13 protein-coding genes are annotated in these 14,613 nt (G+C 74.4%); 8 read left to right on the plus strand and 5 right to left on the minus strand.

Going from position 1 to position 14,613, the window contains the following annotated elements:
• Both O2W17_RS14975 and O2W17_RS14980 read right to left on the minus strand, forming a co-directional pair.
• Positions 1-312, minus strand: coding sequence for a PDGLE domain-containing protein (locus O2W17_RS14975; RefSeq protein ID WP_269193214.1), 312 nt, complete (start codon positions 310-312; stop codon positions 1-3).
• Positions 309-1,013, minus strand: a complete 705-nt coding sequence (locus O2W17_RS14980; RefSeq protein WP_269193215.1) for an energy-coupling factor ABC transporter permease — start codon at positions 1,011-1,013, stop codon at positions 309-311. The genes O2W17_RS14975 and O2W17_RS14980 overlap by 4 nt, the downstream gene beginning before the upstream one ends.
• Positions 1,014-1,277: 264 nt before the next feature.
• Between O2W17_RS14980 and O2W17_RS14985 the strand changes: the two genes are divergently transcribed.
• From O2W17_RS14985 to O2W17_RS15000, 4 genes are all read left to right on the plus strand, one after another.
• Positions 1,278-2,600 (plus strand): ammonium transporter, encoded by a 1,323-nt coding sequence (locus tag O2W17_RS14985; protein WP_269193216.1) that lies wholly within the window; start codon positions 1,278-1,280, stop codon positions 2,598-2,600.
• A complete protein-coding gene (locus tag O2W17_RS14990; RefSeq protein WP_263551933.1) occupies positions 2,597-2,935 on the plus strand; it encodes a P-II family nitrogen regulator in 339 nt (112 codons plus the stop codon). Before O2W17_RS14985 ends, O2W17_RS14990 begins: the two co-directional genes overlap by 4 nt.
• Before the next feature lie 109 nt (positions 2,936-3,044).
• Positions 3,045-5,414, plus strand: coding sequence for a [protein-PII] uridylyltransferase (locus tag O2W17_RS14995; RefSeq protein WP_269193217.1), 2,370 nt, complete (start codon positions 3,045-3,047; stop codon positions 5,412-5,414).
• An 83-nt stretch (positions 5,415-5,497) separates the two neighbouring features.
• Positions 5,498-5,692, plus strand: coding sequence for a hypothetical protein (locus O2W17_RS15000; RefSeq protein ID WP_269193218.1), 195 nt, complete (start codon positions 5,498-5,500; stop codon positions 5,690-5,692).
• A 5-nt stretch (positions 5,693-5,697) separates the two neighbouring features.
• Here the strand turns inward: O2W17_RS15000 and O2W17_RS15005 are convergent, their stop codons facing one another.
• Both O2W17_RS15005 and O2W17_RS15010 read right to left on the minus strand, forming a co-directional pair.
• On the minus strand, positions 5,698-6,747 hold the full coding sequence (locus O2W17_RS15005) for a baeRF3 domain-containing protein (RefSeq protein ID WP_269193219.1): 1,050 nt from the start codon (positions 6,745-6,747) through the stop codon (positions 5,698-5,700).
• The gene (locus O2W17_RS15010) at positions 6,744-7,199 is read right to left on the minus strand and encodes a hypothetical protein (RefSeq protein ID WP_269193220.1); all 456 of its coding nucleotides are present in this window, start codon (positions 7,197-7,199) and stop codon (positions 6,744-6,746) included. Before O2W17_RS15010 ends, O2W17_RS15005 begins: the two co-directional genes overlap by 4 nt.
• 214 nt (positions 7,200-7,413) lie before the next feature.
• Between O2W17_RS15010 and O2W17_RS15015 the strand changes: the two genes are divergently transcribed.
• From O2W17_RS15015 to O2W17_RS15025, 3 genes are all read left to right on the plus strand, one after another.
• On the plus strand, positions 7,414-7,752 hold the full coding sequence (locus tag O2W17_RS15015) for a helix-turn-helix transcriptional regulator (protein WP_269193221.1): 339 nt from the start codon (positions 7,414-7,416) through the stop codon (positions 7,750-7,752).
• Between the two features lie 541 nt (positions 7,753-8,293).
• Complete coding sequence (gene ffh / locus O2W17_RS15020; protein WP_269193222.1) at positions 8,294-9,871, plus strand: signal recognition particle protein; 1,578 nt, start codon at positions 8,294-8,296, stop codon at positions 9,869-9,871.
• Positions 9,868-10,956 (plus strand): amidohydrolase family protein, encoded by a 1,089-nt coding sequence (locus O2W17_RS15025; protein ID WP_269193223.1) that lies wholly within the window; start codon positions 9,868-9,870, stop codon positions 10,954-10,956. Before ffh ends, O2W17_RS15025 begins: the two co-directional genes overlap by 4 nt.
• 27 nt (positions 10,957-10,983) lie before the next feature.
• Here O2W17_RS15025 and O2W17_RS15030 read toward each other — a convergent pair whose 3' ends face one another.
• Positions 10,984-12,531, minus strand: a complete 1,548-nt coding sequence (locus tag O2W17_RS15030) for an LCP family protein (protein ID WP_269193224.1) — start codon at positions 12,529-12,531, stop codon at positions 10,984-10,986.
• Between the two features lie 203 nt (positions 12,532-12,734).
• Between O2W17_RS15030 and O2W17_RS15035 the strand changes: the two genes are divergently transcribed.
• The gene (locus O2W17_RS15035; RefSeq protein WP_269193225.1) at positions 12,735-14,483 is read left to right on the plus strand and encodes a proline--tRNA ligase; all 1,749 of its coding nucleotides are present in this window, start codon (positions 12,735-12,737) and stop codon (positions 14,481-14,483) included.
• Positions 14,484-14,613 lie beyond the last annotated feature (130 nt).

The following is a 14,613-nucleotide window of genomic DNA, read 5'->3' on the forward strand; positions in this document are numbered from 1 at the left end:
TCAGGTGCGGTCGGCGGGGGTGCCGCGCCGGCGGAGGACGAGGGTCAGCCCACCGGCCAGCGCGAGGGTGACCACCACGCCGATGACGCCCGCGGCCCCGGCGGAGAGGCGGTTCTCCTCACCGCCGACCAGGTAGTCGGCGAGCGGGGAGCCCGCGGTCGCGCTGTCGGACGCGCTCTGCGCGAACCCGGCCTGCTCGGCGGCGTGCTCCAGGCCGTCGGGGGAGGAGCTGGCGTACCAGCTGAGCACGCCGGCGACGACCAGGGCCGCGACGACGCCGGCGATCCAGAGGCTGCGGCCGCGGCGGGTCACCGGGCCACCTCCGCCGTCGTGGTGGGACGGCCGGCCAGCGGCGTCGCCGGGCGCAGCCGGGCCGCGCCGTGGACCAGGTCGGGGCGCACGGCCAGCACCGCGCCGACGACGGCGACGGTGATCGCGGCCTCGCCCAGGCCGATGAGCAGGTGGACCCCGGTCAGGGCCGCGGCGACCGTGCCGACCGGGATGTCGACGGTGCCACCGAGGGCGAACAGGCCGACGAAGGTCAGGGCCGCGGCCGGCACGGAGAGGTACGCGGCGATCCCGGTGGCGGTCAGGATCCCGGCCCGGGTGCGGGGCAGGACCGCCGCCAGGCCGCGGAAGACGCCGTAGCCGAGGACCACCGCCAGCAGCGCCATCAGGGTGACGTTCGTGCCCAGCGCGGTGAGGCCGCCGTCGGCGAAGAGGACGGCCTGGACCATGAGCACCACGGTCATGCAGAGCACCGCGGTCCACGGGCCCACCAGGACGGCGGTGAGCACCGCGCCGATCAGGTGCCCGCTCACCGGCAGGCCGGGGAGCGGGAAGTTCATCATCTGGCCGGCGAAGACGAACGCCGCGGCGAGCCCGGCCAGCGGCGCGGTGCGGTCGTCGAGCTCGGCACGCGACCGGCGCAGGGCCAGGGCGACCGTGCCGGCGGCCAGCGCGCCGGTGGCCACGGAGGTGGGGACGTCGAGGAAGCCATCGGGGACGTGCACGCCCCCGACCTTATTGCACATCTTTTGCAACTAGCGATTCGCGGGCGCCGGGACGGGTGCGACCGGAGTGCCCTCGGGGGCCTCGCAACACGACCGCAACGCAGGAGCCGGACACGCGCTGCGGAGTTCACGACCCGGAAACGTGACTCCGACGTCACCGGAAACAACGGCCCGGCACGGTGAACGCCGCATCGCCCCACCCGCACCGGCGGCGGGGCCCACCGATACGGCCGCCCGGCCGACGACCCGACACAGGAGGTTGCCGTGCTCGACACCGGCAATACCGCCTGGATCCTCACCAGTGCGTCGCTCGTGCTGCTGATGACCCCAGGCCTCGCGCTCTTCTACGGCGGCATGGTCCGCGCCAAGAGCGTCCTCAACATGATGATGATGAGCTTCGGGGCGCTGGCGCTGATCAGCGTGCTCTGGGTGCTCTGGGGCTACTCGATCGCCTTCGGGGACGACATCGGTGGCGGCCTCCTCGGCAGCCCCTTCGAGTTCTTCGGGCTGAACGGCCTGATGGAGGACACCGACGCCGCGCTGCCGACCATGGCCTTCGTCGGCTTCCAGTCCGTCTTCGCCATCATCACCGTGGCGCTCATCTCCGGTGCCATCGCCGACCGCGCGAAGTTCGGTGCCTGGATGGTCTTCGCCGGCATCTGGGCCACCGTCGTCTACTTCCCGGTGGCGCACTGGGTCTTCGCCTTCGACGGCGACGACGTGGTGGGCGGCTGGATCGCCAACGACCTGGCCGCGATCGACTTCGCCGGGGGTACCGCGGTGCACATCAACGCCGGTGCCGCCGGTCTGGCGCTGGCGCTGGTGCTGGGCAAGCGACGCGGCTTCGGCCGCGAGGCGATGCGCCCGCACAACCTGCCGCTGGTCATGATCGGCGCCGGGCTGCTGTGGTTCGGCTGGTTCGGCTTCAACGCCGGCTCCGCGCTGGCCGCCGACAACACCGCCTCGGTGGTCTGGGTCAACACGCTGGTGGCCACCGCCGCGGCGACGCTCGGCTGGCTCCTGGTCGAAAAGATGCGCGACGGTCACTCGACCTCGCTGGGCGCCGCCTCCGGCGTGGTCGCCGGTCTGGTCGCCATCACGCCGGCCTGCTCGGCGGTCTCGCCGATCGGGGCGATCATCATCGGAGCGGTCGCCGGTGCGCTGTGCGCCCTGGCCGTGGGCCTGAAGTACAAGCTGGGCTACGACGACTCGCTCGACGTCGTCGGCGTCCACCTGGTCGGCGGTCTCTGGGGCACCATCGCCATCGGCTTCCTCGCCGACCCCGCGGCCCCCGCCGGCGTGGAGAGCCTCTTCTTCGGCGGCAGCGCCGACCAGCTCTGGCGCCAGGTCGTGGGGGCGGTGGCCGTCCTCGCCTTCTCCTTCGTCCTTACGCTGGTCATCGGGTTCGTCATCCAGAAGACGATGGGCTTCCGCCTCACCGAGGACGACGAGGTCACCGGCATCGACACCGTCGTGCACGCCGAGTCGGGCTACGACTTCGCCTCCCTGGGCAGCAGCGGCTCCACCGCTCCGCTGGCCGGCCAGGCGCGTGCCGAGGCCCGCAACAACGAGAGGACGCTGGCATGAAGCTGGTCACCGCGATCGTCAAGCCGTTCAAGCTGGACGACGTCAAGAACGCACTCGAGCTGATCGGCATCGCCGGGCTCACCGTCAGCGAGGTCCAGGGCTTCGGCCGCCAGCGGGGGCACACCGAGGTCTACCGCGGAGCGGAGTACCAGGTGGACTTCGTGCCGAAGGTCCGGATCGAGGTGGTCGTCAGCGAGCTCGACGCCGCCCGTGTCGTGGACGCCGTCGTCGAGTCCGCCTCCACCGGGCAGATCGGGGACGGGAAGGTGTGGGTCACCACGATCGACGAGATCGTCCGGGTCCGCACCGGCGAGCGCGGCGACGACGCGCTCTGACCGGAGCTGACGACGCAGTTCGCGCGTAGCGCACCCGTCGGCCGGGGTGGTGGGGTCGCCCGCCACCCCGGCCGACGTCTTGTCATCCGGGCCGTACCGAGGGGGAGTCGTGCTGGACACCGAGGCGTTGCCGGGGCTGGGCCGCGCAGAGCGGGTCGAGGCCCTGGACGGGTGGCTCGCCGGGCTGCTGGACGACGCCGTCGCCGGCACCCCGCCGCCTCGGACCCGGCGCGGCGGGCCGCCGCCCCGGACGGGCACCGAGGGGCTGGCCCTGGTCGCCGTGGGCAGCCTCGGCCGCCGGGAGCTCCCCCCGCACGGTGACCTCGACCTGGTGCTCGTCCACGAGGACCGGCCGGAGATCGCCGCCGTCGCCGACGCGCTCTGGTACCCGGTCTGGGACGCCGGCCTCCGCCTGGACCACTCGGTCCGGTCGGTGCAGGAGGCGGTCACCGTCGCCTCCACAGACGCGAAGGCCGGGCTCGGGCTGCTCGACGCCCGGCTGGTGGCGGGCGACGCGGAGCTGGCCGCCCGGCTGCGGACGGCGACCCTGGCCAGCTGGCGGCAGCACGCCTCCCGGCTGATGCCCCAGCTGCGCGACCTGCGCCGCGAGCGGGCCCGCCGGCTGGGGGAGCTCGCCTTCCTGCTCGAGCCCGATCTCAAGGAGGCCTACGGCGGGCTGCGCGAGGGCCAGGTGCTGCGGGCGGCGGCGGCGGCCCAGCTCGTCGACGAGCCGCCCGCGGAGGTGGAGCAGGCCTACGCCTTCCTGCTCGACGTGCGCGACGAGCTGCGCCGCCGGTCAGGGCGCGCCTCGGACGTCCTGGTGCGCCAGGAGCAGCGCGCGATCGCCGCGACCCTGGGCCTGGCCGACGAGGACGTCCTGCTGCGCGAGGTCAGCCTGGCCGGGCGGCGGCTGGCCTTCGTCGCCGACGAGACCTGGCGCCGGGTGGAGGCCGCGCTGGTCCGCCGGCCGCGCGGGCGGTACCGCCGGGTGCGCCGCGAGCCGCTGGCCGAGGGCGTCGTCCGGCAGGGCGACGAGGTCGTGCTCGCCCGCGACGCGCACCCCGCCACCGACCCCGGGCTGGTGCTGCGGGCCGCTGCCGCCGCGGCCCGCGCGGACCTTCTGCTCTCGCCGTACACCCTCAAGGTGCTCGCGGTGCACAGCCCGCCGCTGCCGGAGCCGTGGCCGCCGGAGGCCCGCTGGTCGTTCCTCCGGGTGCTCGCCAGCGGCCGGTCGGCGGTCCCGGTGCTGGAGCAGCTGGACCAGGAGGGCCTGCTGTCGCGGCTGCTGCCCGAGTGGGACCGCATCCGGTCGCTGCCGCAGCGCCACCCCTGGCACCGGTACACCGTCGACCGCCACCTGATCGAGGCCGCCGCCGCGGCGAGCGAGCTGACCCGCGACGTCGACCGGCCCGACCTGCTGCTGGTCGCGGCCCTGCTGCACGACATCGGCAAGGGCTGGCCGGGGGACCACAGCGTGGTCGGGGCGCCGATCGCCGCGGAGATCGGCGCCCGGATGGGCTTCTCCGAGCCCGACGTCGCCGTGCTCGGCACGCTGGTGCGCCACCACCTGCTGCTGCCCGCGACGGCGACCCGGCGCGACATCGACGACCCCGCGACCATCGAGCGCGTCGCCGCCACCATCGGGCACGACGCCACGGTGCTGCAACTGCTGCACGCCCTGGCGCAGGCCGACGGCGCCGCCACCAGCGCCTCGGCGTGGTCGCCGTGGAAGGCGCACCTGGTCGCCGCGCTGGTCGCCCGGGTGCAGGGCCGGCTCGGCGGCCCGCAGCTGACCGAGCCGGACCCGGTGCTGCACCCCACCTCGGCGCAGGTGACCACGCCCGCGCCGGACATCCCCGGGGTGACCCGGGCGGTCACCGTCGGCATCGAGGAGGTGGCCGACGGGCAGCAGGTGACCATCGGCGCCCCCGACCGGCCGGGGCTGCTCAGCACCTGCGCCGGGGTGCTCGCGCTCAACCAGCTCGACGTGCGCGCCGCGAAGATGACGGTGGCCGACGGCTACGGCACCGGGGTGTTCGCGGTCCGGCCCCGGTTCGGCCGCGCGCCGGTGCCGGAGATCCTGGCCGACGGCGTGCGGGCTGCGCTGGAGGGCACGCTCCGGCTGCCCGAGCGGCTGCGCCAGCGGGAGGCCGACTACCGCCAGGAGGGGCGCTCCGCCCCGCCGCGCATCTCCTGGCACGACCACGAGGTCAGCGGTCCGGCGACCGGCATCGTGGAGGTCCGGGCCGGGGACCGGGCCGGGCTGCTCTACCGGCTCACCGCGGCGATCGCGGGGGAGGGGCTGGACGTGACCTCCGCCCGCATCGAGACCCTGGGGGCCGACGCGGTCGACTGCTTCTACGTGTGCAACCCCTCCGGCTCGCCGGTGGACCCGCAGCAGAAGGAGCGGGTCGACGCGGCGCTGGTCGCCGCCACCCGCGGTCCCGCGCTGGCGGTCGGTCCCGACACGCCGTCCTGAGGTCCGCGGTTCTGTCGGTGGTGCGTGCGACCGTCGGCAGCGGACCGGGACGGACCGGTCCCACCTGCCGAGAGGAGTCCGTCGTGGACAGCCGCCAGTGGCCCTGCCCGTCCTGCGGGGACGACCGGGACTTCGTGCAGCCGCCGTGCATCGACGGCCACACCGACGACGGCGGCGAGTGCCCCGAGTGGGTCTGCGCCGACTGCGGCTCGGCGCTGGTCGTCGGTGAGGTGCGCGTCGTCGTCGTCGCCGTGGCCGGAGCGCCCTGCGCCGCCTGACGCGGTCAGCGGACGGTGAGCGCCACCCGCCCGTGCGCGGCGAGCGCCCCGTCGTCGACGAAGGCGATCCACCCGCCGCGGAGGAGCACCGTCTCGATCAGTTCGTCGACCACGTCGTCGACCACGTCCGGGTGCTCGACGTCCTCGGCCGGGGTGAGGAAGTCGCCGTCGGGGCTGAGCCGGGCGGGGTAGGTGAAGCCCTCCTCGACGGCGAGCATCTCGGGCCGCTCCCGCCGCGCGGCGAGCCAGCAGGCACCGATCCCCTCCACCACGGCGTGCCGGGACCGCCGCCGGTCCAGGTGCTCCAGCGCCTCGTCCTGGCGGGAGCGAAGGTAGGCCTCGAGCACCTGCCTGATCCGCGGCACGAGGGCCGTCACGGGAGCCCGCGTGAGGTTCGCGGCCAGCGCCCCGGCGAGCCGGGCGGTGTTCCGCGACTGCCGGCGGAAGCGCCCAACGACGCGCTCGGCGCCCACGAGGACCAGCGGCGCCGGGTGCAGTTGCAGGTAGGTGCCCAGCGACTCGTCCACCCGGCGCAGGAACGCGTCGAGCGGTGCGCCCTCCGCGGTGAGGGGGAACGCGGTCCGGGGCGGGGGGCGCAGGTCGTCGGCCACGCCCACCAGCAGGCGCGCCTCGCCCTCGCTGAGCAGCAGCACGACGTGCTGCGGGGTCCGGTGCAGCGCCCGCACGAGGTCGCGGGTGGCGAAGGTCCGGTCCACCACCACGCGGTCGCTGACGGGGACCGGGAGCCGCACCACCTCGCGCAGGTGGGGGCTGACGTAGACAGCGATCCCCGACCCGGTCGCCTGCCGCGCGACGCCGGCGACGACCTCGTCCAGCGCCGCCCGGAGCAGGTCGGCGTCGGGGACGTCGCCCTCGGCCAGCCGGGCGGCGGCGCGGTCGGCCAGCCGGCGGAGCCGCTGCAGGTCCGTGTCGGTCATGCGGGGCGACGGGGTGGTCGAGGCGAGGATGCTCAGGCAGCAGTCGGCGCGGACCGACTGGAGCATGAGCACCTGGCCGGGGGAGGGCCAGGCCACGCGGGCCGCGGTGGTGGTCACGAGGAGGTCCAGCCGACGGGGACGGCGTCGAGACGTCGGGCGAGCCGGGCGACCGCGCGGTCCACCACCCGCTGCCGACGGCGCCCGTGCAGCCCGCCGAGGTGGTGCACGCTGATGCGCGAGGCCACCCCGTGGGCAGCCGCCCGCTGGCGCGCCAGCGCGATCAGGTCGCACGCCTCCTGGTCGGCCTGCTCGCCCAGCCGTGGCAGGAGCCAGGGGTCGAGCGGGACGGTCGTGCGGGGGAGCAGGATCGCGGTGTGCACCTCACGGCCGGTGTCGCGGGCGGAGGAGTAGGCGGCGTCCAGGACGCCCAGCGCGGTGTCGCGGTCGAGCACGACGGCGAGCAGCCGGGGCGGGGCGCCCCTCGCACCGGTGCCCGGCTCCGCCGGGCTGGTCGCCGGCGCGGTGGGCAGGGTGGTGGTCGGCGGGACGGTGGTGGCGAGCGACGTCACGGGCGTCTCCCACGGTGCGGCGAGGTCTCCCCCGGTCCCTGATGGGACCGGCCGCGCCCGGGCCGGGGCCGGGACTGACGGGCAGCGACTGCGCTCCTGCGCTTCGGGTACTCCCCTCGCAGGAAGCACGATATGCGAAACCGAATGCGTATTGCAAGAGTGCTGCGTTGTACCGAGGGGACGGGCGGTGACTGATACGCGTAACGTGCTTCGCATGATGGCATCGGGCGCGGGGTGGACCTTTCTGTCCAACCACGGGCACGTGCTCGTCAGCCTCGCCGCCGACCCGGACGTCCGGATGCGTGACGTGGCGGCGCGGGTGGGGATCACGGAGCGGGCGGTCCAGATGATCGTCGGCGACCTCGAGCAGGCCGGGTACGTCATCCGGGAGCGGGTCGGGCGGCGCAACCGCTACACCGTCGTCACGCAGGGCCGCTTCCGGCACGACCTGGAGCGGCACGTCCTCGTGGGCGACTTCCTGGCGCTCGTCCTGGCGGAGTCGGTCGGCGCCGTGCCGACCGCGGAGTCGGGAGCGGCCGCTCGCCGGGCCTGAGCCGCGGTGCTCAGTGCAGATCTGCGGGGGTACGGACACGCGCGTCGCCGGTGGAGGGTGACGCCGGGACTGCCGTGACCGCCGGCCGGCACCCGTCGGCCGGCCGGGCGGCCGGGAGGGGAGTCCGGGCGTGGGGCCGGAGGGTGCCCCGGGGCGCCCATGCTCGACCGCGGGGGTGGGTGCGCAGGGCCAGCAGCCCGATCACCAGGATGAGGGCCGCCCAAGCGAGGACATCGGACACGAGGACTCCTCCCCATCCGGCCGCAGCACGGTCGGCCGGTGTTGACCGGCAATCCTACTCGCGAAACTAGCTTCGGACAATGTCCCGGCGTCGCGCTGCGGACCCCTCCGGATGGCGGCGCGGCGGGCCGACCCGTCGCCGGTGGTGGCCGGGGGGGACGCCCGCGGCGGCGCCCGTGCGGGGAGGTGGGTGGATACGCTGGGCCCAGGAGGCGCGAGGGATCGGCACGGCCGGGCCCGTCGCCGTGTCGCCGGTCGTCGGACCGGCGGGCCGCGCCACGAGCTGTGACGAGGACGTGCTGTGTTCGAGACCCTCTCCGACCGCCTCGACAAGGTCTTCACCGGCCTGCGGGGCAAGGGTCGGCTCACCGACGCCGACATCGACGCGACCGCACGCGAGATCCGGATCGCGCTGCTGGAGGCCGACGTCGCGCTGCCGGCGGTGCGGGCCTTCATCGCCGCGGTCAAGGAGCGCGCCCGCGGGGCCGAGGTCTCCCAGGCGCTGAACCCGGCGCAGCAGGTCATCAAGATCGTCAACGAGGAGCTCGTCCAGATCCTCGGTGGCGAGACCCGCCGCATCCGGCTGGCCAAGCAGTCGCCGACGGTGATCATGCTGGCCGGTCTCCAGGGTGCCGGTAAGACCACCCTGGCGGGCAAGCTCGGCCGCTGGCTGAAGTCGCAGGGGCACACCCCGCTGCTGGTCGCGGCAGACCTGCAGCGCCCGAACGCGGTGAACCAGCTGTCGATCGTCGCCGGGCAGGCGGGTGTCGACGTCTTCGCGCCCGAGCCGGGCAACGGCGTCGGCGACCCGGTGCAGGTGGCCCGCGACTCGATCGACCACGCGCGCCGCACGATGCACGACATCGTCGTCGTCGACACCGCCGGTCGGCTCGGCATCGACGCCGAGCTGATGCGGCAGGCCGCGGACATCCGCGACGTCGTCACGCCGGACGAGACGCTGTTCGTCGTCGACGCGATGATCGGTCAGGACGCCGTCACCACCGCGCAGGCCTTCCAGGAGGGCGTCGGCTTCACCGGCGTCGTCCTGACCAAGCTCGACGGTGACGCCCGCGGTGGCGCGGCGCTCTCGGTCCGGTACGTGACCGGGCAGCCGATCATGTTCGCCTCCACCGGCGAGAAGCTCACCGACTTCGACGTCTTCCACCCCGAGCGGATGGCCTCGCGCATCCTCGGGATGGGCGACGTGCTGACCCTCATCGAGCAGGCCGAGCAGGCCTTCGACGCCGACCAGGCCGAGAAGATGGCCGGCAAGCTCACCTCGCGCGAGGGCTTCAGCCTCGAGGACTTCCTCGAGCAGATGATGGCCATCCGCAAGATGGGGCCGATCGCGAACCTGCTCGGCATGCTGCCCGGCGCGAACCAGATGAAGGAACAGCTCGCCCAGGTGGACGACCGCGACCTCGACCGCACCGCGGCGATCATCCGGTCGATGACCCCGCAGGAGCGGGTCGAGCCGAAGATCATCAACGCGTCGCGGCGGGTGCGCATCGCAAACGGTTCCGGGGTGACCGTCACCGAGGTGAACGGGCTGCTGGAGCGGTTCGCCCAGGCGCAGAAGATGATGGGCCAGATGGCCGGCAGCATGGGCCTGCCGGGCATGGGCCCCATGTCGAAGAAGGCCCGCGGCCGGCAGATGCAGGCGCAGTCGAAGAAGGGCAAGGGGAAGAAGGGGAAGGGCAAGGGCGGTCCCGCCCGGCGGCCGGTGGGCGCGCCCGGCCTCCCGCCCGGCGCCGGCTTCCCGGGTGGGGCGAACCCCTTCGGCGGCGGCGGGATGCCGGGGCTGCCCCCGGGTCAGGGCCTGCCCGACCTCACCAAGCTGAACTTCGACCAGTTCAAGGACGAGCGGCCCGGCCGGTGAGCGCGCTGCCGTCGCTCCACCTCTCCGGGGTGGTGCTCCCCGAGGGAGAGCACCGCGACGTCTGGGTCCGCGACGGCCGCTTCACCTTCGAGCCGGTACCGGGCGCGGAGACGGTCAGCCGGAACGGCTGGCTGCTCCCCGGGCTGGTCGACGCGCACTGCCACGTGGGCATCGCCCGCGGCGGTGGGCACGTCGAGGACATCGCCTCCGCGCGCACCCAGGCGCTCACCGAGCGGGACGCCGGGGTGCTCGCGCTGCGCGACTGCGGCTCGCCGGTGGACACCCGTGAGCTGGACGGCGACCCTGAGCTGCCGACGATCATCCGGGCCGGGCGGCACATCGCCCGCACCCGCCGCTACATCCCCGGGCTCGGCGTCGAGATCGAGCCCGAGGACCTCGTCGAACAGACCCGGATCCAGGCCCGCCGTGGTGACGGCTGGGTGAAGCTGGTCGGCGACTGGATCGACCGCTCGGTCGGCGACCTCGCGCCCGAGTGGCCGGCCGACGTGCTCGCGGCGGCGATCGCGGCCGCGCACGAGGAGGGCGCGCGGGTCACCGCGCACACCTTCGGCACCGACGCGCTCCCGGGGCTGATCGAGGGCGGCATCGACTGCATCGAGCACGGCACCGGGCTGACCGAGGACCTCCTGGCCGAGATGGCCCGCCGGGGCACCGCCGTCGTCCCGACGCTGGTCAACGTGGAGAACTTCCCGGGCTTCGCGGCGGCGGGGGAGAAGAAGTTCCCCGGCTACGCCAGCACGATGCGGCGGCTGTACGCGAACTCCGGTGCGGTCGTCCGCGCCGCCTACGAGGCGGGGGTGCCGGTGTTCGCCGGCACCGACGCCGGCGGCGGCATCGACCACGGGGTCATCGCCGACGAGATCCGGGCGCTGTGCTCGGCCGGGATCCCGGCGGAGGCGGCGCTGGCCGCCGGCTCCTGGCGGGCGCGCGAGTGGCTCGGGCTGCGCGGGATCGAGGAGGGGGCGACCGCCGACGTGGTCGTCTACGGGACCGATCCGCGCGCCGACCTCGACGCGTTGCGGCGACCGCAGCGGACGATCCTCCGCGGCCGCCTGGTCGGCTGAACGCCCGCCGCCCCGGAGCGGCGGCGGTCAGTTGATGCAGCCGGTGTCGGCGGCGGTGCGGGCGTCCTCGCCCGCCGCGGGGTCCGCCGGCGGCTGGGCGTCGGTGGCCTCCCCGATGCCGTTGAAGTCCCCGCCGAGGACGAGCTGCACGGTGCCCGGCGTGGCGTCGTCGACGAGCCGCGTGACAGCTCCGGGGACGGCGGCGGCGAGCGTGGCGGCGAGGGCCTCGTCGCCGGCGGCGTGCCGGATCTCGGTCTGCTCGTAGTCGGCGGAGTCGGCGTTGCCCGTGGACGCCACCGTGAAGCCGCCGGCCTCGAGGTCGGCCTGGGCCTCGGCCGCCAGCCCGCCCGTCCCCGAGCCGTTGAAGACGGCGACCGCCACCTCCGAGGGGTCCACGGGGTCCGCCGGTGCGGCGTCCTCCGGTGCGGCGTCCTCCGGTGCGGCGTCCTCCGGTGCGGCCGACAGCTGCGCGAAGAACTGGCGCAGGGTCGCCTCGTCCTCGAGCCGGACGATGGAGGCGCTGCCCTCCCGGTCGATCCCGAGGTTGGGCACGGTCTGGAACTCGATGCTGCCCGTGGTGACCGACTGCATCTGCTCGGCGAGCTGGAGCAGGTTCAGGTCCTCGTCCACGGTGAGCGACTCGGCGGCGGCCTGCACGAGCTCGCGTTGCTTGCCCAGGTCGAGCAGCACGTCGTCGGAGAGCATCTTGCGCAGCACGCCGGCGATGAACACCTGCTGGCGGACGATGCGGTCGAAGTCGCCCCCGGGCAGTCCGTGGCGCTGGCGGACGAACTTCAGCGCGTCGGCGCCGCTGATCGTCTGCGGGCCGGCCGGGAAGACCGCGCCCGACCACTCGCGGTCGTCGACGGCCTCGCAGAGGTTGACCTCGACGCCGCCCACGACCGAGCTGAGCTCGAAGAACCCGAGCAGGTCCACCTCGGCGTAGTGGTCGATCTGCAGCCCGGTGAGCCGGCTGATGGTCCGGACCAGCAGCTGTGCGCCGGCTGCCTGGCGGGCCGCCTCGTCCGTGGCGTCGTCGGCCGCGGCGTAGCCGTAGGCGTAGGCGGCGTTGAGCTTGTCCTCGCCGTGGCCGGGGATCTCGACCCAGGAGTCGCGGGGGAAGGAGACGAACGAGGCGCGCGACCCGTCGGCGGGGACGTGCACCAGGATCATCGTGTCGGTGTTGATGCCGGAGTCCGTGCCGGCGTTGAACTCGGCCAGCTGCTCGTCGGTCAGGCTGCTGCGGCTGTCGTTGCCGACCAGCAGCAGGTTCATCGCCTCCCTGGCGTCCCCGCTGTCCTCGTTGCCGTCGGCGGGGATGGCGTCGGTCCGGTTCACCGTCGCGTCGGCGACCTGCCCGAGGTACCAGCCCCAGCCCGAGCCGGCGAGCAGCAGCGCCGAGAGGACGCCGGCCAGGACCCGGCTGCCGACCACGAGGCGTCGGCGGGGGTCCCGCCGTCGCAGCCCGGCGGCGCTCGAGCCGGCGCGGGCACGTGGCGGCACGCCGGCCCGCGGGTCGAGCCGCGGGGGGAGCGGCCGGCCGGCGCGGTCGTCGTGCTGGCGGTCTCGGCCCACGGACTACCTCGTTCCCGGGATCGGCCCCGCGGCGGGGGGTGTGTCGATGCGCCTCTGACCTGCCCGATCGTAGCCACTCGACGCTGCTCGCCGGGGCCCGTGGCAGGAGGGGACGGCCGCCGCCTCCGCGGTCGTGCCAGGTCCGGGGCCCGCCCGGTGGACGTGTCGGGAAACCGCTGCGGCGGGCCTGGGACACTCCTGGCGTGCTGTTGCGGATGTCCTCCCTGTTCCTGCGGACCCTTCGGGACGACCCGGCCGACGCCGAGGTCCCGAGCCACCGCCTGCTCGTGCGCGCCGGCTACATCCGGCGGGCCGCTCCCGGCGGGTTCAGCTGGCTGCCGCTGGGCTTCCGCGTCTTCCGCAACGTCGAGCGCATCGTCCGCGAGGAGATGGACGCGATGGGCGCGCAGGAGGTGCACTTCCCCTCGCTGCTGCCCAAGGAGCCCTACGAGGCCACCGGGCGCTGGACCGAGTACGGCGACAACCTGTTCCGGCTCAAGGACCGCCGCGGCGTCGACCACCTGCTCGGTCCCACGCACGAGGAGATGTTCACGCTCCTGGTCAAGGACCTGTACTCGTCGTACAAGGACCTGCCGCTGTCGCTCTACCAGATCCAGACCAAGTTCCGGGACGAGGCGCGTCCCCGGGCCGGGCTGCTGCGCGGCCGCGAGTTCACGATGAAGGACAGCTACTCCTTCGACGTCGACGACGCCGGGCTGGACAAGAGCTACACCGCGCACCGCGACGCCTACATCCGGATCTTCGACCGCCTGGGTCTGGAGTACGCGATCGTCTCGGCGATGTCCGGGGCCATGGGCGGCTCGAGGAGCGAGGAGTTCCTGCACCCGACCGCGATCGGCGAGGACACCTTCGTGCGCTCGCCCGGCGGCTACGCGGCCAACGTCGAGGCGGTCACCACCGTCGTCCCCGACGAGATCCCGCTCGAGGGCCTGCCCGAGGCGCACGTCGAGGACACCCCCGACACCCCGACGATCGAGACGCTGGTCGCCGTCGCGCGGCAGCTGTTCCCCGACGCCGGCTACACCGCCGCCTCGACGCTGAAGAACGTCGTCGTCACGCTCGTGCACCCCGACGGGACCCGCGAGCCGCTGGTGATCGGCCTGCCGGGCAACCGCGACGTCGACGCCAAGCGCCTGGAGGCGCAGGTCGCGCCGGCCGAGGTCGAGCCGTTCACCGAGTTCGAGAAGCACCCCGCGCTGGTCAAGGGCTACATCGGCCCGCAGGCGCTCGGCGCCGACAGCGAGTCCGGCATCCGCTACCTGGTCGACCCGCGGGTCGTCCCCGGCACCCGCTGGATCACCGGCGCCAACGCGCCGGGCAAGCACGTGTTCGACCTCGTCGCCGGCCGGGACTTCACCTGGGACGGCGTCATCGAGGCCGCCGAGGTGCTCGCCGGCGACCCCGCGCCCGACGGCTCCGGCCCGCTGGAGCTGGCCCGCGGCGTGGAGATGGGCCACATCTTCCAGCTGGGCCGCAAGTACGCCGAGGCGCTCGATCTCAGGGTGCTCGACGAGAACGGCAAGCTCGTCACCGTCACCATGGGCTCCTACGGCATCGGTGTCTCCCGTGCCGTGGCCGCGATCGCCGAGTCCACGCACGACGAGCTCGGCCTGGTCTGGCCGCGCGAGGTCGCCCCGGCCGACGTGCACGTCGTCGCCACCGGCAAGGACCCGGCGATCTTCACCGCCGCCGAGGGGCTGGCCGCCGAGCTGGTCGCCGCCGGGCTGACGGTGCTCTACGACGACCGCCCGAAGGTGTCACCCGGCGTGAAGTTCAAGGACGCCGAGCTGCTCGGCATGCCGACGATCGTCACCGTCGGCCGCGGCCTGGCAGAGGGCGTCCTGGAGCTGCGCGACCGGGCCACCGGCGCGCGCGAGGAGATCCCGGTCGACGGCGCGGCGGCCCGCGTGGTCGCCGTCGTCCGGGGCTGACGAGCGCCCGGTACGGGGCCGGCCGGGCGTCTGGCACAATGAACGGTCGAACACGGCTTCAGCGGCCCTCTCACCGTTGACGCACGTGTCCATCGCTCCGCCCCGGCGTACCCCCACACGTCGCTCCGGC

This window comes from Blastococcus sp. VKM Ac-2987 (assembly GCF_026967805.1).
Taxonomy (GTDB): domain Bacteria; phylum Actinomycetota; class Actinomycetes; order Mycobacteriales; family Geodermatophilaceae; genus Blastococcus.